This window comes from Pseudomonas antarctica (assembly GCF_900624995.1).
Classification (GTDB): Bacteria; Pseudomonadota; Gammaproteobacteria; order Pseudomonadales; family Pseudomonadaceae; genus Aquipseudomonas; species Aquipseudomonas antarctica.
This window is the reverse complement of the sequence record NZ_UYXQ01000008.1, coordinates 1-24,470: the sequence shown is the minus strand read 5'-3', so window position 1 is coordinate 24,470 and position 24,470 is coordinate 1. Positions and strand designations below refer to the sequence as shown.

Below are 24,470 nucleotides of genomic sequence, written 5' to 3'. Positions count from 1 at the left end.
CCATACTTCATCTTTCATTCTGCCCAGAGGGTTCTCCATGACCGCTGATCATCAGCACCTGCAACGCGCTATCGCCCTGGCTCACGCCAATGTGGCCCAAGGTGGCCGCCCATTTGGTGCGGTGGTCACGCGCAACGGCGATGTGTTGGTCGAAGCGGTGAATGAGATCCACCTGACTCAAGACCCCACCGCCCATGCCGAACTGCTGGCGATTCGCGCCGCAAGCCAACACGTCGGTGCGCGCCTGGAAGGCTGCGTGATCTACGCCAGCGGCCAGCCCTGCCCAATGTGCCTGAGCGCCATGTACTTGTGTGGCGTGGAACGCGTGGTGTTTGCCGCCAGCAACGAAACAGCCGAGCCTTTTGGCTTGTCGACTGCGGCGATTGGTCAACAAGTCGGCCTGCCGCTGGCGGAGCAACGTCTGCCAATTCAGCACCTGCCCGACGCGGCCATGACCGCGCTGTACCAGCAGTGGAAATCTCTGCATGCCCCTGAATAAATCCCTCGCTGGCTGGGGCTTGCTGGTGGTGCTCGGCCTCAACCTGCGACCGCTCCTCAGTTCCATCAGCCCCTTGCTCGGCGAAATTCGCCAGGCCACCGGGCTGAGCTTCCAGAGCAGCGCCCTGCTCACCAGCCTGCCGGTGGTGTGCATGGGCCTGGTGGCGTTGGTCGGCGTGCGCGTGGAAGCACGCCTGGGTGAACGTCGCGGCATTGCCCTGGGCCTGATGATGATTCTGCTCGCGTGCCTGGCGCGCTGGGTGATGGGCCAGGCGTCGGCACTGCTGGTCACCGCGTTGCTCGGCGGCGCCGGTGTGGCGCTGATCCAGGCGTTGGTGCCGGCGATGATCAAGCGTGAATTTCATCACCGTGTGCCGGTGGCGATGGGCGTGTATTCGGCGTCGTTGATGGCCGGTGGCGGGTTGGCCGCGCTGCTCAGCCCACTAGTGGCCGCGCACTTCCAGCAATGGCAGGCGGGGTTGGGCGTGTGGCTGTTGCCAGCGCTGGGAGCATTGTTGTTATGGGCGTGGCTGCCGTTGGGTGCGCCGAGAAAGTTGCAAGCAGCCCCCGTTTTCAAAGGCCTGCGCAATCGCCGCGCCTGGCTGCTGGCGCTGTATTTCGGTTTGGTCAATTGCGGCTACATGAGCCTGGTGGCGTGGCTGCCTGCGTACTATCAGCAGCTGGGCTGGGGCGTGTTGCCGAGCGGTTCGTTGCTGGCCTTCATGACCATCTTCCAGGTGATCGCCGCGCTGTTGATGCCCGTGTTGGCGCAACGCGGCATCGACCGCCGCCCACTGCTCAGCATCAGCCTGTTGGCGCAGACCATTGGCTACCTCGGCCTGATCATTGCGCCGCAAGCGTATCCGCACGTGTGGGTGGCGTTGTGTGGCTTCGGCCTGGGCGCGTGTTTCGCCCTGAGCCTGCTGCTGACCCTGGACCACCACCGCGACCCACGCCAAGCCGGGCAACTGGCGGCTTTCGTGCAAGCCGTGGGCTTTTTGATCAACGCGGTCTCGCCGTGGCTGACCGGTTGGCTACGCGAATTCACCGGCAGCTTTTTCAGCGCCTGGGGGGTGCTGACGGTCACGGCAGTGGCGATGCTGGTGGTGACGCGGGTGTTCAGCCCGGCCACCTACCGCACCGGGTCAGAAGTCGTAGCGCCCGGTCACGCCTAACGTGCACGGGTTGCCCATTTTTTGGTGATTTTGGCCGATGATTAGTAGGCAGGGGGAAGTAACCGCCTGCCGAAGGTTGACACCTGCCGATGTGGCCCCGGTCGAACGCACGTTCATCGAGGTAGTGAACAACACCCCGCGGGATATTATTCAGGGCAAATGGATAACAGTCGTCCTGCCGGGAGCCAGCCTGCAGGTCGAAGACCCCAAAAAACGCCTCCTGACGATTGCCACTAAAACCCCTGACGCGGCAATCCGATTTGTAACCTTTACTTACGCCAAAGGCTGCAAAGCCCAAGCCTGCTTGCTGATGACCGGAGAGTAACCGTCACACCGGAGCAGCCTGTTTCACTTGAGGCTGCGCTTGCTCCCCGCGCTCAAAGCGATTGGCCCGGGCGAACGTCCCAAAATCATTGAAGCGCACGCCCATTTCGGCCATCACTGGGTGCGCGACCTTGGCGGTCATCTGGCGGATGTAAAACGGCTCCTTCACCACAAAATGGTGGATGCCATGGGTGCTGCCGAAGTTGCAGCAGAACGCCTGCAGCGGCCACATCCACCAAGGGTTGAGCACCTGGGTTTGCTGGATCACATTGCCCAGTTCCACATCGCCGTAGTAGTGCATGTTGGAGCTGACAAAGTGCAGGCAAAAGGTGCGCAGCACGTTGGGGCCGATGATCACCACGGCGCCGATATTGATCACCTCCATCATCTGCAAGGTACCGGCTGACCACCCGATCGGTGTGCCTATCAGGCTGGCAATGCCATTGGCGGCATGAAAGCCCAGGAACACATACCACGCGCCCCAATGCAGCAGCGCCAGTGGTGCATAGACCAGCAGCGAGCGCTTGAGGATGCTGAGTTTGTGCTTCCAGGTCTTGGCGCGCAGCATGCGGATGAACGCCGACATGAGGTTGTCACCCACCATCAGCAAGCGCGCGATGCCCCACGGCTCGCCATTGGTGATAGCACGCTCTTCCATATCGGTCTCGGTGCCCGACACCTTGTGGTGGTTGAGGTGCAGGTGCCGGCGTATCCACGGGTTGATCGTGCTCGGCCGCGCCAGCCACACCAGGCCCATCATCAGGTTGTGCGGCACGCGTTGCTTGCGAAAGTACATGCTGTGGATCAGGTCGTGTTCCAGCTCATGGGTCAGCGAGGCGAAGAAGGCATTGAGCAGCAGGCACACCCACCACGCCATGTGGCCGGTGATGTACAGCGCTGCAGAGCCGAGCATGCCGACCAATGCAAACGCCAGAATGCCCGCACCCAGCGCGTCCTGATGCAGCAGCCACGGGTGCTGCTGGCGTAATCTGACCCCTTCGCCGAGGACCACTTCGCGGATATGCGCTGAACGCTGTTGCGCGTTCATCTGCTGGGGACTTGCACAAGTACCGTCCATGCTTCCATCCTCTTGTCTATTGATGCGCCCATCCTGCCCCAAGCGATCTCGCAGGACGCTAGCTCCGGACGCCAACCTGTTGACCGCAAGCGCCAATCGTCATGACCGAACCCACCTCCCTCGCCAGCTGGACCCGCGCCCTGCGCAAGCAACTCGACGCCCTTGGCCTCGACAGTGCCGCGCTGTGCGCCCAGGCCGGGCTCGACCCTCAGCACATGGACGACCCCAACGCACGCTACCCGCTGTCGGCCACCACACGGCTGTGGGCGCTGGCGGTGCAAGCCAGCGGTGACCCGGCCATCGGGTTACGGGTGTCGCGTTTTGTCAGCCCCACCACCTTTCATGCCCTGGGTTATGCGCTGGTGGCCAGCGGCAGCTTGCGCGAGGTGTTTGAGCGAATCGTGCGCTATCACCAGGTGGTCAGTGATGCCCTGACGCTGGAGCTTAGCCGAGAGGGCGAACGCTATCGCTCTCGCCTGCTGCAACCGCCAGGCAGCCCGGCGCCGGCGCTGGAAGCGATTGATGCGTTTGCAGCGATCTATGTGCGCACGTGCCGAAATCGGCTGGGCCGTGAGTACGCGCCGCTGGCCGTTTATTTGCGGCGCCCGCAACCCATTGATCCCAGGCCCTGGCACAAGGTCTTTCGCGCGCCGGTGTTCTTTGGCGCCGAAGAAGACCGCCTGGAGTTTGCCGCGCACGACTTCGACAGCCACTTGGATGACGCCAACCCGGAGTTGGCCGAACACAATGAAACCGTGCTCAAACGCACCCTCGCCCAGTTACAACCGCTGACCTGGGAACGCAAGGTGCGCGCAGCCATCGAGGTGCAATTACCGGAAGGTGAGCCGAGTGCCGAGCGAATTGCCCAGGCGCTGCACTTGAGTTTGCGCAGCTTGCAACGGCATCTGGCCGATGAAGGGTGCCGGTTTGATGCGTTGCTCAATGAATGCCGGGAGAATCTTGCACTGCTGCACCTGCGAGACCTGCAGTGTTCGTTGGCCGAGATCAGCCATTTGCTCGGGTTTGCCGATACCAGCAGTTTCAATCGCGCGTTCAAGCGCTGGACGGGGATGACGCCGGGGCAGTTTCGCGATGGGTTGCGGTAGGGAGAGGTGCGGTGAGTCTTAGGGCCGCTTCGCGAGCAAGCCCCCTCCCACATTTAACGGTGTTCACAGACCAAACTGCGGGAGCGGGCTTGCTCGCGAAAGCGGTGGTGCAGTTAATGCAAATCCCGGGGCAATCAGCGCCCACGATCCCGACGCAATAATTTCCTCGCCCGCGCAACCAACGCCTTGGCATCAAACGGCTTGAGCAAATAATCATCCTCATGCAATTCCAGACCGCGCAGCCGGTCTTCAATCCCGCCCGGCGTGGTCAGGAACAACACCGGCGTCTCGCCCTTCAAGCGAATAGCCTGCTGCAACTTCCAGGCATTCAACCCCGGCAGCATCACATCAAGGATGACCAGGTCGTACTCGGCGCTCTCCACAAAACGCAACGCCGCCATGCCATTGGCCGCGACTTCAACGCTGTAGCCGGCCTCGCTCAAGCCCTGGGCCATCCGCTGTGCCTCTTCGGATTCGTGTTCCACTAACAGCACGCGCATAACACACCTCGATTAATCAGGCTTGCAGGCTAACACCCTCAGGTGCGCGCCGCCTCTCGCAGTCGCTGGGCATCAATAATTTCGATCTCGCCGTACCCCAGGCGCACGATGCCCTCGGCTTGCAGCTCCTTGAGCAAGGCGTTGGTGGTCTGGCGCGACAGGCTCAACATCGCCGCCAGGTCTTCCTGGGGCAGCTGCAGCACACGTTTCGAGTGCTCGGTATCGCCGTAGCCTTCAACGATCATTAACAGACGATGGGCCAGCCGCACCGAGGCCGGCATCAGGCTCAGGTGTTCGATATTGATGAAGCTCAGGCGCAGTTTCTGGCTCATCAACAAGGCCAGGTCGCGCCAGTACTGCGGGGTTTCATCGAGGACTCTCAGCAACGCCTGCTGCGGCACCTGCAACAGCGTGCACGGCCCCACGGCGCAGGCGTCGTGGGTACGCGGCAGGCCGTCGAACAGGCAAATTTCGCCGAACCAGTAGGGCAACTCCACCAGGCTCAATAGCGCTTCCTTGCCGTGTTCATTCACCGCACTGATACGCAGCGTGCCCTCGAGCACCGCATACAAACCACAGGGCGGGTCGCCACGTTTGAACAGGTATTGCCCCGCCGCCAGTTGGCGCTGCCGGGCGTGGGCCAGCAGGCTATGCTGAAAAGAGGCAGGTAGCTGACTGAACCAATGACCGGCGGCTAGCCGTGAGTGCCACTGCTCTGCGTCCATGAGAACTCCGAAGATTGTCGCCCAGCTGACAGTCAGTCACAGGCTGACAGGGCATGATCAAGCATCCTACAGGAGGAACAACAATGAAAAGCCTCGTCGACCACCTCAGTCAATACGCCGCCTACCACCGCGACCCACGCAATATCGCCAGCCACTTTATCGGCATCCCCTTAATCGTCGTCGCCGTGGCGGTGCTGCTTTCACGGCCTGAATGGGCAGCCGGCAGCCTGTGGATATCTCCGGCGGTGATTGTCGCGCTGTTTTCGGCGTGGTTTTACCTGCGCCTGGAGTTGGCGCTGGGGGTACTGATGACGCTGCTGATGGGCTTATCGGTATGGGCCGGGCACGTGTTGGCGGCGCAGAGCACGGCGGTATGGCTCGGCAGCGGTATCGGCATGTTTGTGGTGGGCTGGGTGATTCAGTTTGTCGGGCACTATTACGAGGGCAGGAAGCCAGCGTTCGTGGATGACGTGTCGGGACTGATCGTGGGGCCGCTGTTTGTGGTGGCGGAGTTGGCGTTTCTGGTGGGGTTGCGGGGTGATCTCAAGGCGCAGATCGAAGCGCGGTCGGGGCCGGTGGAACGCCGTGATCTGAAGCCGAGCAAGGTCTGAATGTGGGAGCGGGCTTGCTCGCGAATGCAGTCTGCCAGTTGATAAATACATCGACTGACACTGCGCTTTCGCGAGCAAGCCCGCTCCCACATTGGGTGTTGCGGTGTGCTTAGGCTTTTTGCCAGACCTTGGGTTTGAAGAACAGGGTCTCGCCACGGGCCAGGCCGGTCAGGCTGTCGTGGTCTTTCACCACTTCAGCTTCGATCAGTTCACTTTGGCCTTCGACCTTTAAAGTCACCCGCGTCGTTGCGCCGAGTGGGCGAATATCACGCACTTCAGCGGCGTGGTGATCTTCCAGTTCATGGCGCGACAGCGACACTTCATGCGGGCGGAACAGCACGTGCTTGTCCTCGCCCAAATGCAGGCGGTTGGAGTCACCCAAGAAGTGGTACACAAAATCGCTGGCCGGGTTTTCGTAGACGTCGCCCGGTGAGCCGATCTGCTCGATCACGCCCTTGTTCATCACCACGATACGGTCGGCAACCTCCATGGCTTCTTCCTGGTCGTGGGTCACGAACACCGAGGTCAGGTTGATGTCTTCGTGCAGGCGCGCCAGCCAGCGGCGCAGCTCTTTACGCACCTTGGCGTCGAGAGCGCCGAAGGGTTCGTCCAGCAGCAGCACTTTGGGTTCTACCGCCAGGGCACGGGCCAGGGCAATACGCTGGCGCTGGCCGCCGGAGAGTTGCTCCGGGTAGCGATCCGACAGCCAATCAAGCTGCACCATGTTCAGCAACTCATGCACCTTGGCCGCGATCTGGCTCTCGTTCGGGCGCTGTTTTTTCGGTTTCATGCGCAGGCCGAAGGCGACGTTGTCGAACACGGTCATATGGCGGAACAACGCGTAGTGCTGGAACACAAAGCCGACATTGCGATCGCGCACGTCGTGGCCGGACACGTCTTCACCGTGGAACACGATGCTGCCGTCATCCGGGGTTTCCAGGCCGGCGATGATGCGCAGCAAAGTGGTCTTGCCGCACCCGGACGGGCCCAGCAACGCCACCAGCTCGCCCCCCTGGATGTCCAGGTTGATGCTGTTCAGGGCCTTGAAGGCGTTGAAATTCTTGCTGACATTACGGACTTCAATCGACATGACTTATTCCTCACCGGCGCTTTTGCGCAGGCGGTTGATACGGTTCTCGCTCCACTGCTTGAGCAGCAGGATGAAGAGCGCCAGGATCAGCAACAGGCTCGCAACAGCAAACGCGGCAACGTGGTTGTATTCGTTGTAGAGGATCTCGACGTGCAGCGGCAGGGTGTTGGTCACGCCACGAATGTGGCCTGACACCACCGACACCGCGCCGAACTCACCCATGGCCCGTGCGGTGCACAGCACCACGCCGTAGATCAGGCCCCATTTGATATTCGGCACGGTCACGTGCCAGAACATCTGCCAGCCATTGGCACCGAGCAGGCGCGCGGCCTCTTCTTCCTGGGTGCCCTGCTCCTGCATCAGCGGGATCAGCTCACGGGCCACGAATGGCACGGTGACGAAGATGGTTGCCAGTACGATGCCGGGCAAGGCGAACACGATCTGGATGTCGTGGTCTTGCAGCCATGGGCCGAAGAAACCCTGGGCGCCGAACATCAGCACATAGACCAAACCCGCGATCACCGGCGATACCGAGAACGGCAAGTCGATCAGCGTGACCAGGATGCTCTTGCCACGGAACGAGTACTTGCTCACGCACCACGCGGCGCTGACGCCGAACACCACGTTGAGCGGCACCGAAATCGCCACGGCGATGACCGTGAGTTTCAACGCCGACAATGCATCGGGCTCCAGGATCGCGGTGAAGAACGCGCCGAGCCCATTCTTCAAGCCCTGGGACACCACGATAAACAGCGGCAGCAGCAGGAACAGGAAAAACACCAGCCAGCCCAGGCTGATCAGGATGCGCCGGGACACCGCGCTGCCACGACGGGCAGCGTTGGCCGAGGACGCAGCGCAAATAGACGATTGGGACATGTTCCGCGCCTCCTTATGGACGTTCGATGCGCCGCTGCAACAAGTTGATCAGCAGCAGCAAGACAAAGGAAACCACCAGCATCAACACGCCAATAGAGGTGGCACCGCGGTAGTCGTATTGGTCGAGCTTGACCATGATCAGCAGCGGCAGGATCTCGGTTTTCATCGGCATATTGCCGGCGATGAAAATCACCGACCCGTACTCCCCCACGCCACGGGCAAAGGCCAGCGCGAAGCCGGTCAGCCAAGCGGGCAGCAAGGCAGGCACGAGGATGTAGCGGAACACCTGCAACGGCTTGGCACCCAGGCAGGCGGCGGCTTCTTCGATTTCCCGGGGGATATCGGCCAGCACCGGCTGCACCGTGCGCACCACGAAGGGCAGCGTGACGAACGTCAGCGCCAGGGTGATACCCAACGGGCTGTAGGCGATTTTGAAGCCCAGGTCAGCGGCGAACTGGCCGACCAGGCCGGTCGGCGTGTACAACGCGGTCAGCGCAATACCGGCAACCGCAGTGGGCAGCGCAAAGGGCAGGTCGATCATCGCATCGATGATCTTGCGGCCGGGGAAGGTGTAGCGCACCAGCACCCAGGCCAGCAGCGTGCCGATCACGCCGTTGATCAGCGCGGCGTACAACGCGGTGCTGAAACTCAGTTTCAACGCCGCCAGCACGCGTGGTGCGCAAATAATGGCCCAGAACTGATCCCACGTGAGTTGAGCGGCGTGTACAAACATCGCCGCCAGCGGGATGAGTACGATCAGGCTGAGGTACACCACGGTGTAGCCCAGCGTCAGCCCGAAGCCGGGTATGACGGGGGAAATACGACGCGACATAAGAGTCCTTGGTTAAAAGGTAGAAACCACGGTAGGAGCGCGCTTTCTGTGGGGGCCGGCTTTTCTGTGGGAGCCGGGCTTGCCCGCGATGCAGGCACCTTGGTGTATCAGTCACACCGCGGTGATGCTATCGCAGGCAAGCCAGCGCCTACAGAAAATCAGGCGCCTACAGGTACTTTGGCTTACTGCGCCGAGTAAATCTGGTCGAACACGCCACCGTCATTGAAGAATTTCGGCTGGGCAGTTTTCCAGCCGCCGAAGTCTTTGTCGATAGTCACCAAGTCCAGCTTCGGGAACTGCTGGGCGTACTTGGCGGCGACTTTCTCATCGCGTGGGCGGTAGAAGTTCTTCGCCGCGATCTCCTGACCAGCCGGGCTGTACAGGTGCTTGAGGTACTCAGTGGCGATCTCGGTGTTGCCCTTTTTCTCGGCGTTCTTGTCGATCACGGCCACCGGCGGTTCCGCGAGGATCGACAGGGACGGCACGACGATGTCGAACTTGTCGGCACCGCCGTCTTCTTTCAGCGCCAGGAAGGCCTCGTTTTCCCAGGCCAGCAACACGTCACCCTGACCGTTGTTGACGAACGTGATGGTCGAACCGCGAGCGCCGGTGTCGAGAATCGGCACGTGCTTGAACAGTGCTTTCACGTATTCCTGAGCCTTGGCTTCGCTGCCACCGGCTTTGAGGCCGTAGGCCCAGGCGGCGAGGAAGTTCCAGCGCGCACCGCCGGAGGTTTTCGGGTTGGGGGTGATGACGGAAACGTCTTTTTTGATCAGGTCGCCCCAATCCTTGATGCCTTTAGGGTTGCCCTTGCGCACCAGAAACACGATGGTCGAGGTGTACGGGGTGCTGGCGTCCGGCAGGCGAGTTTGCCAGCTCTGCGGCAGGGTCTTGCCCAGTTTGGCGATTTCGTCGATGTCACCGGCCAGGGCCAGGGTCACGACGTCGGCGCGCAGGCCGTCGATTACCGCGCGGCCTTGTTTGCCCGAACCACCGTGGGATTGCTGAATCTTGACGTTGTCACCCGGGTGCTCTTTCTTCCAGAAGCTGGTGAACTCAGCGTTGTAGTCCTGGTACAGCTCACGGGTAGGGTCGTACGAGACGTTGAGCAACTCGTAGTCCTTGGCAACAGCGGAACCGGCAAACACGGCACTGGCCAGTGCGGCCAGCGCGTAACGGCGAATCGGCGACATAGAAGGCTCCTGAAATTCTGGGTGTTGGCTTTTTCTTATAGTTGCGGGTCTAGCATGCGAATCGCCGTTGTTGCTCAGCTCGGTTTGTTACCCGGGTTCTGCAAACGGAATTTTTCCTTGCGTTCGATCTGTACGACTTGAGCGTTATGCACAGTGATTTCCACCGCGCCAAACCGCAAATCGCGCAAGGCGCTCTGGATCTCACGCAAAATGGCTGCTTCGTCCTGGCCGTCGACGCTACGTAGAGATGCGCTCATGGTCTCGCTCCTGAAATGAATAGTGCCTCGCAGTGGCGGCACTGCTTGCGGCATGAGGGCGATAGTAGATAAGCGCGGATATTCTTAAAAAGACTATTTAAGAATGTTTATATAACCAGAAAGAATTTTCTGGCAGGACGTGGGGTTGCGCAGGTTTTCGCGCGCTCGACACGGAAAATAAGCCGTGTTGAGATCCAAATGTGGAAGCGGGCTTGCTCGCAAATGAGGTGGGTCAGCCACAGATGCAGTGACTGACACTGCGCATTCGCGAGCAAGCCCGCTCCCACATTTGACTGTATTTCAGATTGAAAACGCGTCGACTATTGAATGGCAGGCGCGCGCTCCCAATCAATTTCACTTGCAGGCATCGGGCGCCCAAACCAATACCCCTGCCCCATATCGCACTCCTGCTCCAACAAGAACCGCGCCTGCTCCACTTGCTCAATCCCTTCGGCATGCACCTGCATGCCCATGCTTTTGGCCAGGGCGATCACCACGCGCACTATCGCCGCGTCGTCTTCATCCCACGGCAACCCGGCGACAAAGCCCTGGTCGATCTTGAGTTTCTGCACCGGCAGGCGCTTGAGGCGCAGCAGCGAGGAATAGCCGGTGCCAAAGTCGTCGATGGCCAGACGCAAGCCCAGTTCGCGCAGGCGGTGCAACTGCTCAAGGGCAACTTCCGGGTCATCCATCACCGCGCTTTCGGTGACTTCCAGCTCAAGGAACGCCGGATCGAGGCCGGTGGCGTGCAGCACTTGGGCGACTTGCTCGTACAGCTCGCGCCGGGCGAACAGGCGACTGGAAACGTTCACCGCAATAAAGCTCAACGGCGCGCCATCCGTCAGCCATTGGCACATCTGGCGGCAGGCCTGGTCCATCACCCAGGCGTCGATGTCGGCAATCAGGCCGGTACGCTCGGCGATGGGAATGAAATCACTCGGTGGCACCAGACCCCGCTCCGGGTGTTGCCAACGCACCAGCGCTTCGACGCCTATCAAGCGGCTGCCATGCAGGTCGTGCACGGGCTGGTAGTAGACCCGCAACTCCTGCTGATCGAGGGCGCGACGCAGCTCGCTGGCGATTTCCACGCGATTCTGCGCGTGGGCCGTCAGCTCTTCGGTGTACAAGGCGTAGCTTTCGCGGCCGGCGCTCTTGGCCTTGAACAGCGCGGAGTCGGCATTGCGCAGCAACTGCTGGGCACTCAGGGCATCGCTGGGGAACAGGCTGATGCCGATGCTGGCGCTGATAAACAGTTGATGGCCGTCAAAGATGAGCGGCTGCTTCATCGCCTCGAGTATGCGCTGGGCCAAGGCAGCGGCCTGTACCACCTGTGGACAACTTTCCGCCAGCACCGCGAACTCGTCCCCACCGAGGCGCGCCAGGGTCACACCGGGGCCGAACAGCCCCTTAAGTCGCTCGCCCACGGCCTTGAGCAATTGGTCGCCGACGTTATGACCAAGGCTGTCATTGATAATCTTGAAGTGGTCCAGGTCCAGCAATAGCAAGGCACAGCCGCGTTTGTGCACTTGCGCCGAGGCCAGCGCCTGCTCGGCGCGGTCAGTGAACAGCAAGCGGTTGGGCAAGTCGGTAAGTGGGTCATGATGGGCGAGGTGCGCCAACTCGTGCTCGGAGTCCTTGATCGCGCTGATATCGGAAAACACTGCGACGTAATGGCTGACCTTGCCCTGGTCGTCGTGGACAACGCGGATGGTTTGCCACTGTGGGTAAATTTCACCGCTTTTGCGCCGGTTCCAGATTTCGCCGCTCCATTCGCCCGTGCACTCGAGGGCCTGGAACATCTTCTGGTAAAAGCTCGACGAATGGCGCCCGGACTTGAACAGGCTCGGCCGCTCGCCCATGACGTCTTCGAGGTTATAGCCGGTGATCTCGATAAACGCTCGGTTGACGTGCACGATCAACCCTTGGGTGTCAGTGACCAGCACGCCTTCGCGGGTGCAATCGAACACGGCAGCGGCCTGGCGCAGGCGCTCGCGGTTTTCTTTCAGCGGTTGCTGCAACGGGTGAGCGCCGGCAAAACGGGCGCAAATCAGATAAATAGTCAACGCACTGAGGCTCACCCACACATAGCCACGCACCTCCAGCCAGTGCCCCAACTCCCAAGGGTCATCGAGAAAGTCGATCAATAGATGATGGCTGAGCTGAAGCCACGCAATGGAAACCAGCAGGTATACCAGCCCCACACGCAGGGCACCTCGGTATGAAAACAGCATATGGTCAGTAATCCTTACCAAAAAAACAAAATCGCCCTACAAAGGCTGCGGATTATAGAATAAGAAACATCCAGTCACTCCTATCTGAAAGGGCGGCTGGTTTTCTCTGTAGGCTTAGTGATAATGCGTGAGCTGTTTTTTACTTTATCTGAGGGCCATACAGCCTATGTGGTACAACGGTTTTCTTGACCTGTCAGCCTGGCAACTGGTGGCAGTCACTCTGTTGATGACCCACGTGACCATCGTTGGGGTCACGGTTTATCTGCACCGCTATTCAGCCCATCGCTCCCTGGAGCTCAATGCCGGCCTGAAACACTTCTTCCGCTTCTGGCTGTGGCTGACCACGGCGCAGAACACCCGCGAGTGGACCGCCATCCACCGCAAACACCACGCCAAATGTGAAACCGTCGACGACCCGCACAGCCCGGTCATCAAAGGCCTGTCCACCGTATTGCGCAAAGGTGCCGAGCTGTACCGCGCCGAGGCCGAAAACCCCGAGACGCTGCGCATCTACGGCAAGAACTGCCCGGACGACTGGATCGAACGCAAGATCTACACGCCCTACCCGCTGTTGGGCGTGGCAATCATGGGCGTCATCGACCTGCTGCTGTTCGGCACCATCGGCATCACCATCTGGGCGATTCAGATGATGTGGATTCCGTTCTGGGCCGCCGGCGTGATCAACGGCCTGGGGCATGCCGTAGGCTATCGCAACTTCGAATGCCGTGACGCGGCCACCAACCTGGTGCCGTGGGGCATCATCGTTGGCGGCGAGGAGCTGCACAACAACCACCACACCTACCCTAACTCGGCCAAGCTGTCGGTGAAAAAGTGGGAGTTCGACCTGGGCTGGGCGTGGATCAAAGTGTTCAGCTTCCTGCGCCTGGCTAAAGTGCAGCGTGTAGCGCCTATCGCACACCGTGTCGAAGGCAAAGGGCATCTGGACATGGACACTGCCATGGCGATCCTCAACAACCGCTTCCAGATCATGGCCCAATACCGCAAGTTGGTGATCGGCCCGCTGGTCAAGCAGGAGCTGGGGAAGGTCGATCATTCGGTGCGCCACCAGTTCCATCGTGCCAAGCGCCTGCTGTCGCGAGAAACCAGCTTGCTGGACGACCGCCATCACGTGCGTATCCAGAGCATGCTGGAACACAGCCACGCGCTCACGGTGATCTATGAGAAGCGTCTGGCGTTGCAGCAGATCTGGCTGAAGACCAGTTCCAATGGCCACGACATGCTGGCGGCGATAAAAGAATGGGTGCACGAGGCTGAAGCCAGCGGCATCCAGTCCCTGCGTGATTTTGCCCACCAACTGAAGACCTATTCGCTGCGCCCAGCAGCAGTCTGACCGGGTATTCACGAGCCCGCTCGCAGTGAGCGGGCCTGTTATTGCAATCGGCTTGTTATGACGAGCGGGCCTGCCCCGCGTTGGGCTGCGAAGCAGCCCCAATAAGGCCAGCGCACTCTTCATGACAAACCGCAGTGTCAGGTTTAAGGGCCGCTTCGCGCCCCAACGCCGAGCAAGCCCGCTCGCCACAGAAGCTCGCTCGCCCCATCAAGCTTGCTCTCTACCACCCGCCAACTCGCCAGAGCAATCGGCTTGCCACCGGTTTCTGACGCCATTTCTTAGTCAGCCCGTTCACGGAACTTCACCGCATTTACCCTCTCTCAAAGAACACTTCGCCATCATGGTGACCCCTTGTAGTGACCGCTGCTCCATCCTGCGGCGCGCCCAGAGAGAGTTGTACCGATGGTCCACGAAAAGCCCTACTTGCCCGACGCCCCCCTTGCTGAGCCGACCCGCCCAGCTGCGGCAGCAACCCTGTTGGCGCTCATGCACGCCCAAGGTGAAGTCGAGCGGCTGAGTAAGCGCGAGCAACTGCTCAGTTCACTGCTGGTCAGCGTGAACGCCGTGCTGTGGGCTATCGATTGGGAAACGCGTCGCGTGCTGTATGTGAGCCCGGCCTACGAGCGAGTGTTTGGCCGTTCGGCGGGGTTGCTGTTAGCCGACCATCGTGAATGGCGCAACAGCATTCACCCCGAAGACCTCGACTACGCTCAATACAGCCTCGCCCGTGTGCTGGAGCAAGGCGCCGTGGAGGACCGCGAGTACCGCATCATCACCGCTGATGGGCAGATTCGCTGGCTCAGCGACAAGTGCTATATCAATCATCAGGTCGAGCCCGGTAAGCCAGTGATCGTGGTCGGCATGGCCGAAGACATCACCGAAAAGAAACAGATGGCGTTGGAGCTGCATCGCCTCGCCACCACCGACGTACTGACCCAAAGCAGCAACCGCAGGCACTTTTTCGAATGCGCCAACCAGGCCTTTGACAGCGCTTGCGCCCAGGGTGTGCCGCTGGCATTCCTATTGCTCGACATCGATGACTTCAAGGACGTCAACGACACCTACGGCCATCTGGAGGGCGATCAGGTGTTACGGCGTATCGCCGAGAGCGGTCGCGGTGTATTGCGCCGTGGCGACCTGTTTGGGCGCATTGGCGGCGAAGAGTTCGCCGCGATACTGCCCGGTTGTGCGCCGCACATGGCATTGCAGGTGGCCGAGCGGTTGGGCAAGGAAATCCAGGCGCTGAGTTTTAGCTATGAAGGCCGGCCATTCAACGTGACCGTCAGCCAAGGCCTGGCCAGCCTGCGCGAAGAAGATTCGACGCTCGATAGCCTGTTCGCACGGGCTGATGCGGCCATGTATGAGGCTAAGCGTCAAGGCAAGAACCGCGTCATAGCGAGTTAGAACTCGGTCAAAAATGTGGGAGCGGCCTTGCTCGCGAATGCGGTGGATCAGTCAATATTTTCGGCGACTGGCAAACCGTATTCGCGAGCAAGCCCGCTCCCACACTTGATCCTCGTTGCCAGCTAGTTTTTGCGCAATCGGGTCAGCTCCGACAACCCAACCCTCAACAACCGCGCAGTCTTGCTCCTCGCCAGCGCCTCAAGCCCTTCGTGCTCGGTCAGTCGCGCCATTTGCGCTGCCAGGTTCATCACCAGCGACTCGCGTGAATACACCCCACCTTCGAGTGAATAGATCGCCGCAATCAACTGGCGCAGCTCCAACGGCAAGCGCCACCGCGTGCGCAATGCCGAACCATAGGCGGCACCAAACGCATCGAGAGACTCACCGATCGCTTCGTCATCCAGCGCTCCGCCGCCCTGGCGCCAGTCTTCCAGGCAACGCAACAACGCCAAATCACCGAGCCGATGCAGGATGCCGGCGCTGTAGCAGCGCTCGTGGTCCAGCTCGAGCATACGCGCCAGGCGGCGGGCGTAGTCGGCAGTGTCCTGGGACAGTTGCCAGTGGCGCTCGGCATAGGCCAGCAGCGCCGGGTCGCCCAGCACCACGTTGTGCTTGAGGGCCAGGCCCAAAATCAGGTTCATGCTCTGCCCGGCCGCGAGTGTGTCCAGTGCGGCCGACAGCGTTTGCACCGGGGTGCCGTGATGACCGGCGCTGTTGGCAGCGGCGATCAGGACAGCGGTAATTTGTGGGTCCGTGCGCACCTGGTCTTCCAGGCGCTTGAGGTCCAAGCCATCCGGCTCCAGGCTGTGTTGCACGGCGGCTTTCACATCGACGCGCAACGGCGCGCCGTCAGAGGCTTCGCGGCGCCGCTCCAGAAACACCGGCAAGGTCATGCCGGGCGCCAGCGGCGGAATTTCGCAATACACGCTTTCGCCTTCGTTAAGCAGCAAGTCTTGCAGGCGCTGGGTCAGGCCTTCCATGTTCAGCGGTTTGGTCAGGTACGCCGTAGGCGCCAGGGGCAAGGCTTCGCGCACGCTGGCGGCATCATTGCGACTGCTCAGCAGAATAAACGGCAGTGAACGGCGCTGCTGGCGCACGCTGCGCAGCAAGCTCAGGCCATCGACGCCCGGCAGTTCCCAGTCCGCGAGGATGAGGTCGTAGGTTTTTTCTCGCAACAGCGTGGCTGCTTGCTGGCCATCAGCACACACATCCAGCCGTGCGTCGCAGCGCACATTCAATAACACTTGCTTGAGCAGGTCCCGCGACCAAGGGTCCGCTTCCGCAATCAACACTCGGGGTACAGCCGGTAAATCAACAGCAGTCATCCAGCACGCTCCATCGGCAATGCTTGCACCTTAGACAATCAAGCCGCCTGCGTACAATGAACACAGCCTGAATGTGCTGCATCGGGCACAAAAAAAACCCGCCGAAGCGGGTTTTTTCTGTCGATCACGTCAATCCGCTTACAGCTCGCAGAAGCACTCTTCGATGATCGCCAGGCCTTTGTCCAACTGCTCGTCCGGCGAGGTCAGCGGGACCAGTACGCGCAACACGTTGCCGTAGGTGCCGCAGGACAGCAAGATCAAGCCCTTGTCACGCGCCTTGGCCACCACGGCGGCGACGGCAGCGGCGTTCGGCTTGTGCTTGTCGCCACCTTCGAACAGCTCGACCGCGATCATGGCGCCCAAGGCACGCACTTCGCCGATCACCGGGTACTTGGCCTGAATGGCTTTCAGGCCGGTCACCAAGCGCTCGCCGACCGCTTTGCAGCGGTCCAGCAGGTGTTCTTCTTCGAACACTTCCATCACCGCCAGCGCCGCCGCGCAAGCGATCGGGCTACCCGCATAAGTGCCACCCAGGCCGCCCGGCGCAATGGCGTCCATGTACTCAGCCTTGCCGCACACACCGGCCAACGGGAAGCCGCCAGCGATGGATTTGGCGAAGGTGGTCAGGTCGGCGGCAACGCCCATCTGTTCCATGGCGAAGAAAGTACCGGTACGGCCAGCGCCGGTTTGTACTTCGTCGGCGATCAGCAGGATGCCGTGCTTGTCGCACAATTCGCGCAAGCGCTTCATGAAGGATTTTGGCGCGACGTAGAAACCGCCTTCGCCCTGCACCGGCTCGATGATGATGGCAGCGATATCACGCGGCTCGGCATCGTTCTTAAAGATGCGTTCGATGCTGGCGATCGAATCGTCGTCGCTCACACCGTGCAGTTCATTCGGGAACAGCGCACGGAACACGCCGCCTGGCATCAGGCCCATGCCCGCCGAGTAAGGCACGACTTTGCCGGTGAGGCCCAGGGTCATCATGGTGCGGCCGTGGTAGGCGCCGGTGAAGGCGATCACACCGGCACGGCCAGTGGCGGCGCGGGCGATTTTCACGGCGTTTTCGACGGCTTCGGAACCGGTGGTGACCAGCAGGGTTTTCTTGGCGAAATCACCTGGGACCTTGGCGTTGATTTTCTCGCACAGCTCCACGTACGGCTCGTAGGCCAGGACCTGAAAGCAGGTGTGAGTCAGCTTGTTCAACTGCGCGGTCACGGCGGCGATGATTTTCGGGTGCACGTGGCCGGTGTTCAGCACGGCGATACCGCCGGCGAAGTCGATGAACTCGCGACCTTCAACGTCGGTCACGGTGGCGTTCTTTGCCGACTCGGCGAAGATTGGGTGAATCTGGCCAACACCGCGTGGTACAGCAGCTTCGCGGCGTTTCATCAGGGATGCGTTGGTCTTGCTCATAAAGTCCTCATTCGCCACTCATCGGGTGGCGTGGTCCAAGGAATACGTGGCGGGGAGGCAACTACGGCAGCATGCGATGATCGACTGCCACAGCTTTCCCGGCCACTACGAATAACGGTTTGAAACACGCAAAGGGACAGCGCTCTCGTGCCCTCTGCGTTTAGTGCATTCTCACGCCTGGCTTAGATGCCCAGGCAGAGGTATTTGATTTCCAGGTAATCCTCGATCCCGTACTTGGAGCCCTCACGGCCCAGGCCCGAGGCCTTGATGCCGCCGAACGGCGCCACTTCATTGGAGATCAACCCGGTGTTGACGCCAACCATGCCGTATTCCAGGGCTTCAGCCACACGGAACACACGGCCCAGGTCGCGGGCGTAAAAGTAGGAAGCCAGGCCGAACTCGGTGTCGTTGGACATGGCGATCACTTCGGCTTCGTCTTTGAAGCGGAACAGCGGCGCCAGTGGGCCGAAGGTTTCTTCCTTGGCCACCGCAGCGTCTTTCGGCACGTTGACCAGGATGGTCGGCTCAAAGAAGTTACCTTCCATGACCTTGCCACCGGCCAACAGCTTGGCGCCTTTGCTCAGGGCATCAGCGATGTGCTCCTGAACCTTGGCCACAGCTTTTTCGTCGATCAGCGGGCCGGTGGTGGTGCCTTCTTCCAGACCGTTGCCGATCTTGAGTTTGGCCACGGCCACTTTGAGTTTCTCGGCGAAGGCGTCGTACACCGAATCCTGGATGTACAGACGGTTGGCGCAGACGCAGGTCTGGCCGTTGTTACGGTATTTGGAAATGATCGCGCCTTCGACGGCCTTATCCAGGTCCGCATCGTCGAACACGATAAACGGCGCGTTGCCGCCCAGCTCCAGGGAGACTTTCTTGATGTCCTTGGCGCATTCGGCCATCAACTGGCGACCGATTTCGGTGGAGCCGGTGAAGGACAATTTACGCACGATCGGGTTGCTGGTCAGCTCGCTGCCGATATCGCCAGCGCTGCCGGAGACCACGCTGAACACGCCTTTAGGGATGCCGGCACGCTGCGCCAGTTCAGCCAGGGCGAACGCCGAGAACGGGGTTTGCGACGCTGGCTTGAGCACCATGGTGCAACCGGCGGCCAGGGCCGGGCCGGCTTTGCGGGTGATCATGGCGGCCGGGAAGTTCCACGGCGTGATGGCGGCGGTAACGCCGATTGGCTGCTTGATCACGATCAGACGCTTGTCCGGCTGGTGGCCGGGAATCACATCACCGTAGACGCGCTTGGCTTCTTCGGCGAACCACTCGATAAACGAGGCGGCGTAAACGATTTCGCCTTTGGCTTCGGCCAGCGGCTTGCCTTGTTCCAAGGTCATCAGGCGAGCCAGGTCGTCCTGGTTCTCGATGATCAGCTCGAACCAGCGGCGCAGCTTGTTGGCGCGGTCCTTGGCGGTGAGTGCACGCCAGGCCGGCAGGGCCTTGTCGGCGGCTTCGATGGCGCGGCGGGTTTCAGCCGCGCCCATCTTCGGCACGGTACCGAGAATTTCGCCCGTGGCGGGGTTGTTAACCTTGATGGTTTGACCGTTGTCCGCATCCACCCAAGCGCCATCGATAAAGGCTTGCTGGCGGAACAACTGGGTATCTTTGAGCTGCATGTCGGCTTTCCTTAACAGCACCGCGCGCACGCGGAGCGAATTAGAGTTGTTGAAAGGCGCCTTGTGGGCTGCCGTCAGGGAAATCAGCCCCAGCGCGCGGAGAAAGTGAAAGAGCGCACGGGAGACAGAGCGTTTGAAATCTCAAACGAATCCTAGGATCAATGGGGGTACAGGGCAATAGTCTGTTCGAAAAAAAGAACGAAAACGGCGCATTTGACCCATCTTTCAGATCAAACGACAACACCCCCTTCGCCTTGCGGGCGACGGGGGTGTTGAGGGCTGCGGTCGCGACTTAAGATTGGAACGATTTGAGGATCGTCAACAGACTGGTCAGGTTGTCGGCCACGCCGCCCTGGGCGACTTTTTCGGTGGCGGCGGCGCCAGCGGTGGTGTCGACGCTGTAGATCTGCATCACGCCCTGGTTGGTAGCGGCCTGCGCCAGGGTGTTTTGCTGCTGCTGGGCCGAGACCGAGTTCTGGAACAGGATCGCCGTGGCCTGACCCATGGATTGGTAAATGGTGCTCATCGCCATCGCAGGCGACTCGGCCACGACCTTGACGTTGGTTTGGGTGACGGCATCGGTGATTTGCGGGCTGACTGTGCTCATGGTTGGAACTCCTGGGTTGAGAAAGAACAACATCCGTTATCGCTCAGTGCTTAAGCCTGAAAAGACTTGAGCACGGTCAACAGGCTGGTGAGGTTATCCGACACGCCGCCTTGGGCGACTTTTTCGGTAGCCGCGGCACCGGCCGTGGTATCGACACTGTAAATCTGCATCACGCCCTGATTGGTGGCCGCCTGGGCCAGGGTGTTTTGCTGCTGCTGGGCCGACACAGCGTTCTGGAACAGAATCGCCGTGGCCTGCGCCATTGATTGGTAAATGGTGCTCATCGCCATCGCTGGCGACTCGGCCACCACTTTGACGTTGGTCTGGGTGACCGCGTCGGTGATTTGCTCGTTAACAAATGCCATGATCAATTTCCTTATTTAGTACACGGTGCATTCCGTGTTCATGAATGAACGTTGCCAAACAAGCGCTGTGAAACATGCGGGTTCAAGGTTTCGCAGCAGGGCCCAACGCCGCTTCAATCTGCGTGATCAAGCCTTGGATCAGTGCCTGCACTTGCTTGCGTTGCGCGTCCTTGTCCGGGGCCGCGCCGTCCAACACTTGGCGTAGCGCCGCCTCACGCTGATCGGCGGCGGCTTTGAACGCTTGCTCATTGGCCTTCGACTGCTCAAGCACTTGGGTGGCGCGCTTGAGGGTTTCATCGACGATGGCTTGTGGCGTTCCGGCGAAGATCTGCGGGTTGCGCAGCATCGCTTCGAGCCGTTGGCGATCAGCGGTGGACAACACCGACGGTTTGGCTGGGGCCGTCATTTCAACCTCCTCGGGCAGTACGTTGCCGGCGAAAGGGCCGCTAAAGCCGCACCTCGACGTTGTCCTGCCAGAAGCCCGCGAAGTAGAAATACGCCGAGGCATCACAGAACGTCGCCAACTCCGCAGGCGTAATCGCGCTGGGTTGGTTGCCGAAAATAGCCGGCGGTGGCGGCAACAGGTTGGCCGAGTTATAGAGGTTGCCCACTTCATAGCAGTTGGCCGCGAACTGCGAACAGAACGAGCTGCTGCCAATCGCCACCGACTCGTTGATGCGTTCGACGAGGCTGGTGTTGGAGGTCCAACGCCGGAACGCAGAAATCATCGCGTTCCACACGCTGTAACGGCCACGGATATCGCCGCTGATCTTGTCGAAATAGAACTGCTTGGCCGCCAGGGCTGCCGCTTCGCCCATATCACGGCTCACGCAAGAAAAGACCATTGCCGAGCGCGGCGGCTTTTCGATGCTGAGGTCGGTCAGCGACAGCCCCTCACCCACGCTTTCAATCACCAGGGTGTCGCTCACCGCAATCGCCGGATGCACCACATTCAAGTACGTCGTGTCCTGGGAAAACACCTTGGCCTTGACCAACTGGCCCGCGCGAATAAACGCCCGTGTCGCGCTATCGTCCTCTTGCTTCACCGAAAAAATAATATCTCCAGGCTGCATGATGTCGCTCCTCACTTAAGAAAAGTTGCTTTCAAGTTGCTGTTGCATCGCTCCAGAAGAACGCTGGAGCGCTATGCTCGGTTCAGGCCGCTGGCGCAGCCCGGTTGGCCAAGGTGTCGGCGTACTTGGCGATGCTCTGGTCAATCTTGTCGATCGCCACGCTGGCCGCTTCGGCTTCCATTGCACCGGCGGCGGCGGCCACAGCGGCAGCGGCGCCCACCAGCAGGTCGGTGGCCAACGCGCCCAGTGCGTCCTCGGCGGCGGCAGGCAATTTGTTGTTGACGATGTTCTCGGTCATTTGCTGGAGCAGCACGGCCTGGGCCGCCAGCGCGATCTTGCTGACGCCGTCGAAATACCCCGCCGCCGCCTGAGCCACCAGCCCCGCCGCCTGGCTGATCATCATGTCGGCCGGCACCGCAATCTGCGCCGGTGCATAGGCGAAGTTCTGTGCATTGGTGAACTGCACCGCCTGGACAATCTGACTGTTGAGGGCCGCTGTGCTGTCGGCCGACGGCGTACTCACCTGGTTGAGCAGATGCTCGTTCATGCGCGCCATGACGGAGCGCGGTGCCGGGCCCGCAGGTGCGGGAGGGTCGGCGGCCGGGGCGGCTTGTGCTGAGGCAGGTTTCTTTCTGCTGAACCACGACATAATGGATCTCCCCAGGCCTCAGCCCTTCTCGCCAATCTGCATGATCAGCGCCACGGCCTTGGAGATCACGGCATTGGAAATCTGGTTCATCGCCTGTTGGCTGTTGACCGCGTTCTGCAACGACAGGCCCGCCGCGCTACTGGCCACCTGATACAGCGACGCAATGGCCTGGGCCGGCGCCTCCGCCACCACCTTGACGTTGGTTTGGGTTACCGCGTCGGTGATCTGGCTGTTGACCTCTGTCATACATCTCTCCTTGATGGCATTCACCCAGGCATGGGCGGGGATGGCGGCGGCGTGACGCGCTCATACAACTAGAACGCCCCACGCCAGCCTCTGTGAATCCAACTCAGCGCAAGGCACTGCGCAGCAGTTGCACACGCTTGCGCACCAGAGGCAGCTTGACCTGCAGTTCGGCGGCGATTTGCGGGTAAGGCAGGTCGTCGACAAAACGCATCTCAAACAAACGCTGCTGCAAGATCGGTAACTGCGCCACATGCGCCTCGATATGCTCCAGGCGCTCATAACACTCCACCCGCTCCAGCACCGAAGCGCAGGGGGCGGCGAGTACGGCAAGGTGATCGTGCTCAAGATCGATCGAATGATCGAACAGCCGCCCCTCGCGCTTGCTGCGCCGTAGGCTGTCGAGAAACACATGGTCGAGTACCAGAAACAGAAACCCCTCAGGGTCGCGAATGCGTTCCGGCGAGCGCCGAAAAAACAGCAGGGCTTTGATGGCCGTAGCCGATAACCACTCCTGGCCTTGGTCCTGATTGCCCTTGGCACGCCGCAGGGCGCGGCGCTTAAGCTCGCCTTGGACTGCACGCCAACTCGCTTCGAACAAGCGGTCATCCGCGCCCCACTGATCCTTGAACTGAACAGTCACCCCCATCGCAAGCACTCCTGTGCATCCTGAATGAAGGGCCAGTCTGCGAGGACTCGACAGGGTCGCGCTGTTACCTGGGGAACACTGGCACGACTAATTCAAGGCAAATGCCTTGCGCCGCAAATGCTCGAGATCGTTGATCACCATCCGTTCCAAACTGCCGCTGATCAGGCCACTGCGGCGCCACAATTGCAGTTGAACATTGAGCTTAGGGCGACTGGTGTTGAGCATAGACGCCAACACCCCCTGACTACCGGGCAATGACACGCAGGGCATCGCAAGAGCCCGGTCGATATCGCCCACATTGGCCAACAGGAACCGCGCCAGCCGCGACTCCAGCCGGTGCAGGCACACCAACTCCAGCAACTCGATGGCATGGAGCAAACGCATCATCATCAGCATCAACAAACGCCGCAGAAACACCGGCTCCTCAAATAGCCGTGCAAAATGTCGGCGTCCTAGTTGCAGCAAGCGAGTCGGGCTGCTGGCGAAGGTCGAAGACTCGCGACCATGGCCCTTGATCAACGCTGTCTCCCCCACCACCTGCCCGGCGCCCGTACAGCCGATGATCTGCTCCCGGCCATCCGGCCCGTGCACCACCGAATAAATCCCGCCCTCCACCACCAGGGCAAAAAACTCGAGCGTGTCGTCCTTGAAATAGAGCAGTTCACGATCCTCCAACGTGCGCTCCACCATATGGGTGGCGACGTAGCGCAAGAGGGGCTCCGGCATACCTCGAAACAGATCGGAGCGGGCAAGCAGGGTTTGTTTCAGCGGGAGATCGAGCATCACGGTTCCTTTGGAATGCATGCGTTCACCTGGCCAGGGGAGGAGAATTGCGGCGTGACAGCGGTGCTAAAGCCACAAGAGCAAAGCAAACAAAAGGACGTACGGTGCAGCGAGTTGTGAAAGGCCCTGGCAAATAGCCACTTTTTTGGTAACACAGCCTACGATAGTCAGCGAAAACGCCAGAATGGACGCACCTGGCCGACATGGGTATGATGTCGCCCGCACAAGCATCCGTAGCTCAGCTGGATAGAGTACTGCCCTCCGAAGGCAGGGGTCGTGGGTTCGAATCCCGCCGGGTGCACCAGACACAGATGAAAAAGCCCCAGGTCGAAAGGCCTGGGGCTTTTTTGTGGGTGTTGTCTCGTCCTGAATAAGGTTTACACCTTCTGGCTTCTTATCAGGAGGGTGCAATGGATACGGGCGCAAAACGTAGTCAGCGCGATTACACGCTGACTTTTAAATTGTCGGTTGTCGACCAAGTAGA

The 24,470-nt window shown here is 60.5% G+C and carries 27 protein-coding genes and 1 tRNA gene; 8 read left to right on the top strand and 20 right to left on the bottom strand.

Going from position 1 to position 24,470, the window contains the following annotated elements; translation table 11 throughout:
• The first annotated feature begins 37 nt into the window (after window positions 1-37).
• From E0F99_RS08135 to E0F99_RS08125, 3 genes are all read left to right on the top strand, one after another.
• Complete coding sequence (locus E0F99_RS08135; protein ID WP_083360331.1) at window positions 38-499, top strand: nucleoside deaminase; 462 nt, start codon at window positions 38-40, stop codon at window positions 497-499.
• Window positions 486-1,673: a CynX/NimT family MFS transporter gene (locus tag E0F99_RS08130; protein ID WP_083355818.1), complete on the top strand. Its 1,188-nt coding sequence runs from the start codon at window positions 486-488 to the stop codon at window positions 1,671-1,673. The genes E0F99_RS08135 and E0F99_RS08130 overlap by 14 nt, the downstream gene beginning before the upstream one ends.
• 91 nt (window positions 1,674-1,764) lie before the next feature.
• On the top strand, window positions 1,765-1,998 hold the full coding sequence (locus E0F99_RS08125; protein ID WP_130908743.1) for a hypothetical protein: 234 nt from the start codon (window positions 1,765-1,767) through the stop codon (window positions 1,996-1,998).
• A gap of 3 nt (window positions 1,999-2,001) precedes the next feature.
• Here E0F99_RS08125 and E0F99_RS08120 read toward each other — a convergent pair whose 3' ends face one another.
• The gene (locus E0F99_RS08120; protein ID WP_083355820.1) at window positions 2,002-3,075 is read right to left on the bottom strand and encodes a fatty acid desaturase; all 1,074 of its coding nucleotides are present in this window, start codon (window positions 3,073-3,075) and stop codon (window positions 2,002-2,004) included.
• A 101-nt stretch (window positions 3,076-3,176) separates the two neighbouring features.
• On the opposite strand from E0F99_RS08120, the gene E0F99_RS08115 reads away from it, so the two are divergent.
• The gene (locus E0F99_RS08115; protein ID WP_083355821.1) at window positions 3,177-4,181 is read left to right on the top strand and encodes an AraC family transcriptional regulator; all 1,005 of its coding nucleotides are present in this window, start codon (window positions 3,177-3,179) and stop codon (window positions 4,179-4,181) included.
• Window positions 4,182-4,315: 134 nt separating this feature from the next.
• On the opposite strand, the gene E0F99_RS08110 is transcribed toward E0F99_RS08115, so the two are convergent.
• Window positions 4,316-4,681, bottom strand: a complete 366-nt coding sequence (locus tag E0F99_RS08110; protein ID WP_083355822.1) for a response regulator — start codon at window positions 4,679-4,681, stop codon at window positions 4,316-4,318.
• A gap of 38 nt (window positions 4,682-4,719) precedes the next feature.
• On the bottom strand, window positions 4,720-5,406 hold the full coding sequence (locus tag E0F99_RS08105; RefSeq protein WP_083355823.1) for a Crp/Fnr family transcriptional regulator: 687 nt from the start codon (window positions 5,404-5,406) through the stop codon (window positions 4,720-4,722).
• 83 nt (window positions 5,407-5,489) lie between these two features.
• Here E0F99_RS08105 and E0F99_RS08100 point away from each other — a divergent pair, with 83 nt between their 5' ends.
• On the top strand, window positions 5,490-6,017 hold the full coding sequence (locus E0F99_RS08100) for an Mpo1 family 2-hydroxy fatty acid dioxygenase (protein ID WP_083355824.1): 528 nt from the start codon (window positions 5,490-5,492) through the stop codon (window positions 6,015-6,017).
• A 109-nt stretch (window positions 6,018-6,126) separates the two neighbouring features.
• Here the strand turns inward: E0F99_RS08100 and E0F99_RS08095 are convergent, their stop codons facing one another.
• From E0F99_RS08095 to dibA, 6 genes are all read right to left on the bottom strand, one after another.
• Complete coding sequence (locus E0F99_RS08095) at window positions 6,127-7,107, bottom strand: sulfate/molybdate ABC transporter ATP-binding protein (RefSeq protein ID WP_083355825.1); 981 nt, start codon at window positions 7,105-7,107, stop codon at window positions 6,127-6,129.
• A gap of 3 nt (window positions 7,108-7,110) precedes the next feature.
• A complete protein-coding gene (gene cysW, locus E0F99_RS08090; RefSeq protein WP_083355826.1) occupies window positions 7,111-7,983 on the bottom strand; it encodes a sulfate ABC transporter permease subunit CysW in 873 nt (290 codons plus the stop codon).
• Between the two features lie 13 nt (window positions 7,984-7,996).
• Window positions 7,997-8,815: a sulfate ABC transporter permease subunit CysT gene (cysT, locus tag E0F99_RS08085; RefSeq protein ID WP_083355827.1), complete on the bottom strand. Its 819-nt coding sequence runs from the start codon at window positions 8,813-8,815 to the stop codon at window positions 7,997-7,999.
• 182 nt (window positions 8,816-8,997) lie between these two features.
• Window positions 8,998-10,008 carry a sulfate ABC transporter substrate-binding protein gene (locus tag E0F99_RS08080; protein ID WP_083355828.1) on the bottom strand — a complete coding sequence of 337 codons (1,011 nt, stop codon included), beginning with the start codon at window positions 10,006-10,008 and terminating at the stop codon, window positions 8,998-9,000.
• Window positions 10,009-10,082: 74 nt separating this feature from the next.
• Window positions 10,083-10,265 carry a sulfur starvation response protein OscA gene (oscA, locus tag E0F99_RS08075; RefSeq protein WP_003170956.1) on the bottom strand — a complete coding sequence of 61 codons (183 nt, stop codon included), beginning with the start codon at window positions 10,263-10,265 and terminating at the stop codon, window positions 10,083-10,085.
• 320 nt (window positions 10,266-10,585) lie between these two features.
• The gene (gene dibA / locus E0F99_RS08070; protein WP_083355829.1) at window positions 10,586-12,496 is read right to left on the bottom strand and encodes a phosphodiesterase DibA; all 1,911 of its coding nucleotides are present in this window, start codon (window positions 12,494-12,496) and stop codon (window positions 10,586-10,588) included.
• 166 nt (window positions 12,497-12,662) lie between these two features.
• Between dibA and desA the strand changes: the two genes are divergently transcribed.
• Both desA and E0F99_RS08060 read left to right on the top strand, forming a co-directional pair.
• Window positions 12,663-13,847: a delta-9 fatty acid desaturase DesA gene (gene desA / locus E0F99_RS08065; protein ID WP_083355830.1), complete on the top strand. Its 1,185-nt coding sequence runs from the start codon at window positions 12,663-12,665 to the stop codon at window positions 13,845-13,847.
• Between the two features lie 402 nt (window positions 13,848-14,249).
• The gene (locus E0F99_RS08060) at window positions 14,250-15,251 is read left to right on the top strand and encodes a GGDEF domain-containing protein (RefSeq protein WP_083355831.1); all 1,002 of its coding nucleotides are present in this window, start codon (window positions 14,250-14,252) and stop codon (window positions 15,249-15,251) included.
• Between the two features lie 122 nt (window positions 15,252-15,373).
• Here E0F99_RS08060 and E0F99_RS08050 read toward each other — a convergent pair whose 3' ends face one another.
• From E0F99_RS08050 to E0F99_RS08000, 11 genes are all read right to left on the bottom strand, one after another.
• The gene (locus E0F99_RS08050; protein WP_083355832.1) at window positions 15,374-16,576 is read right to left on the bottom strand and encodes an HDOD domain-containing protein; all 1,203 of its coding nucleotides are present in this window, start codon (window positions 16,574-16,576) and stop codon (window positions 15,374-15,376) included.
• A gap of 138 nt (window positions 16,577-16,714) precedes the next feature.
• Window positions 16,715-17,992 (bottom strand): 4-aminobutyrate--2-oxoglutarate transaminase, encoded by a 1,278-nt coding sequence (gene gabT / locus E0F99_RS08045; protein ID WP_083355833.1) that lies wholly within the window; start codon window positions 17,990-17,992, stop codon window positions 16,715-16,717.
• A 182-nt stretch (window positions 17,993-18,174) separates the two neighbouring features.
• Complete coding sequence (gabD, locus tag E0F99_RS08040; protein WP_017136690.1) at window positions 18,175-19,617, bottom strand: NADP-dependent succinate-semialdehyde dehydrogenase; 1,443 nt, start codon at window positions 19,615-19,617, stop codon at window positions 18,175-18,177.
• A 292-nt stretch (window positions 19,618-19,909) separates the two neighbouring features.
• Window positions 19,910-20,224, bottom strand: a complete 315-nt coding sequence (locus E0F99_RS08035; protein WP_078731054.1) for a RebB family R body protein — start codon at window positions 20,222-20,224, stop codon at window positions 19,910-19,912.
• A gap of 50 nt (window positions 20,225-20,274) precedes the next feature.
• Window positions 20,275-20,589 carry a RebB family R body protein gene (locus E0F99_RS08030; RefSeq protein ID WP_083355834.1) on the bottom strand — a complete coding sequence of 105 codons (315 nt, stop codon included), beginning with the start codon at window positions 20,587-20,589 and terminating at the stop codon, window positions 20,275-20,277.
• An 82-nt stretch (window positions 20,590-20,671) separates the two neighbouring features.
• A complete protein-coding gene (locus tag E0F99_RS08025; protein ID WP_083355835.1) occupies window positions 20,672-20,995 on the bottom strand; it encodes a hypothetical protein in 324 nt (107 codons plus the stop codon).
• Between the two features lie 40 nt (window positions 20,996-21,035).
• Window positions 21,036-21,662: a hypothetical protein gene (locus E0F99_RS08020; protein WP_083355836.1), complete on the bottom strand. Its 627-nt coding sequence runs from the start codon at window positions 21,660-21,662 to the stop codon at window positions 21,036-21,038.
• Between the two features lie 82 nt (window positions 21,663-21,744).
• Window positions 21,745-22,311: a hypothetical protein gene (locus tag E0F99_RS08015; RefSeq protein ID WP_083355837.1), complete on the bottom strand. Its 567-nt coding sequence runs from the start codon at window positions 22,309-22,311 to the stop codon at window positions 21,745-21,747.
• A gap of 18 nt (window positions 22,312-22,329) precedes the next feature.
• Window positions 22,330-22,557 (bottom strand): RebB family R body protein, encoded by a 228-nt coding sequence (locus E0F99_RS08010; RefSeq protein ID WP_003187543.1) that lies wholly within the window; start codon window positions 22,555-22,557, stop codon window positions 22,330-22,332.
• A gap of 103 nt (window positions 22,558-22,660) precedes the next feature.
• Window positions 22,661-23,203, bottom strand: a complete 543-nt coding sequence (locus E0F99_RS08005) for an RNA polymerase sigma factor (protein ID WP_173667102.1) — start codon at window positions 23,201-23,203, stop codon at window positions 22,661-22,663.
• An 87-nt stretch (window positions 23,204-23,290) separates the two neighbouring features.
• Window positions 23,291-24,007 (bottom strand): Crp/Fnr family transcriptional regulator, encoded by a 717-nt coding sequence (locus E0F99_RS08000; protein ID WP_083355839.1) that lies wholly within the window; start codon window positions 24,005-24,007, stop codon window positions 23,291-23,293.
• A 206-nt stretch (window positions 24,008-24,213) separates the two neighbouring features.
• Between E0F99_RS08000 and E0F99_RS07995 the strand changes: the two genes are divergently transcribed.
• A tRNA-Arg gene (locus E0F99_RS07995) sits at window positions 24,214-24,290 on the top strand.
• Window positions 24,291-24,470 lie beyond the last annotated feature (180 nt).

Bases quoted from the DNA above. Each gene is read 5' to 3' on its own strand.
- E0F99_RS08135 (WP_083360331.1), top strand. From the start codon at position 38: ATGACCGCTGATCATCAGCACCTGCAACGCGCTATCGCCCTGGCTCAC.
- E0F99_RS08130 (WP_083355818.1), top strand. From the start codon at position 486: ATGCCCCTGAATAAATCCCTCGCTGGCTGGGGCTTGCTGGTGGTGCTC.
- E0F99_RS08120 (WP_083355820.1), bottom strand. From the start codon at position 3,075: ATGGACGGTACTTGTGCAAGTCCCCAGCAGATGAACGCGCAACAGCGT.
- E0F99_RS08115 (WP_083355821.1), top strand. From the start codon at position 3,177: ATGACCGAACCCACCTCCCTCGCCAGCTGGACCCGCGCCCTGCGCAAG.
- E0F99_RS08110 (WP_083355822.1), bottom strand. From the start codon at position 4,681: ATGCGCGTGCTGTTAGTGGAACACGAATCCGAAGAGGCACAGCGGATG.
- E0F99_RS08105 (WP_083355823.1), bottom strand. From the start codon at position 5,406: ATGGACGCAGAGCAGTGGCACTCACGGCTAGCCGCCGGTCATTGGTTC.
- E0F99_RS08100 (WP_083355824.1), top strand. From the start codon at position 5,490: ATGAAAAGCCTCGTCGACCACCTCAGTCAATACGCCGCCTACCACCGC.
- E0F99_RS08095 (WP_083355825.1), bottom strand. From the start codon at position 7,107: ATGTCGATTGAAGTCCGTAATGTCAGCAAGAATTTCAACGCCTTCAAG.
- cysW (WP_083355826.1), bottom strand. From the start codon at position 7,983: ATGTCCCAATCGTCTATTTGCGCTGCGTCCTCGGCCAACGCTGCCCGT.
- cysT (WP_083355827.1), bottom strand. From the start codon at position 8,815: ATGTCGCGTCGTATTTCCCCCGTCATACCCGGCTTCGGGCTGACGCTG.
- E0F99_RS08080 (WP_083355828.1), bottom strand. From the start codon at position 10,008: ATGTCGCCGATTCGCCGTTACGCGCTGGCCGCACTGGCCAGTGCCGTG.
- oscA (WP_003170956.1), bottom strand. From the start codon at position 10,265: ATGAGCGCATCTCTACGTAGCGTCGACGGCCAGGACGAAGCAGCCATT.
- dibA (WP_083355829.1), bottom strand. From the start codon at position 12,496: ATGCTGTTTTCATACCGAGGTGCCCTGCGTGTGGGGCTGGTATACCTG.
- desA (WP_083355830.1), top strand. From the start codon at position 12,663: ATGTGGTACAACGGTTTTCTTGACCTGTCAGCCTGGCAACTGGTGGCA.
- E0F99_RS08060 (WP_083355831.1), top strand. From the start codon at position 14,250: ATGGTCCACGAAAAGCCCTACTTGCCCGACGCCCCCCTTGCTGAGCCG.
- E0F99_RS08050 (WP_083355832.1), bottom strand. From the start codon at position 16,576: ATGACTGCTGTTGATTTACCGGCTGTACCCCGAGTGTTGATTGCGGAA.
- gabT (WP_083355833.1), bottom strand. From the start codon at position 17,992: ATGAGCAAGACCAACGCATCCCTGATGAAACGCCGCGAAGCTGCTGTA.
- gabD (WP_017136690.1), bottom strand. From the start codon at position 19,617: ATGCAGCTCAAAGATACCCAGTTGTTCCGCCAGCAAGCCTTTATCGAT.
- E0F99_RS08035 (WP_078731054.1), bottom strand. From the start codon at position 20,224: ATGAGCACAGTCAGCCCGCAAATCACCGATGCCGTCACCCAAACCAAC.
- E0F99_RS08030 (WP_083355834.1), bottom strand. From the start codon at position 20,589: ATGGCATTTGTTAACGAGCAAATCACCGACGCGGTCACCCAGACCAAC.
- E0F99_RS08025 (WP_083355835.1), bottom strand. From the start codon at position 20,995: ATGACGGCCCCAGCCAAACCGTCGGTGTTGTCCACCGCTGATCGCCAA.
- E0F99_RS08020 (WP_083355836.1), bottom strand. From the start codon at position 21,662: ATGCAGCCTGGAGATATTATTTTTTCGGTGAAGCAAGAGGACGATAGC.
- E0F99_RS08015 (WP_083355837.1), bottom strand. From the start codon at position 22,311: ATGTCGTGGTTCAGCAGAAAGAAACCTGCCTCAGCACAAGCCGCCCCG.
- E0F99_RS08010 (WP_003187543.1), bottom strand. From the start codon at position 22,557: ATGACAGAGGTCAACAGCCAGATCACCGACGCGGTAACCCAAACCAAC.
- E0F99_RS08005 (WP_173667102.1), bottom strand. From the start codon at position 23,203: ATGGGGGTGACTGTTCAGTTCAAGGATCAGTGGGGCGCGGATGACCGC.
- E0F99_RS08000 (WP_083355839.1), bottom strand. From the start codon at position 24,007: ATGCATTCCAAAGGAACCGTGATGCTCGATCTCCCGCTGAAACAAACC.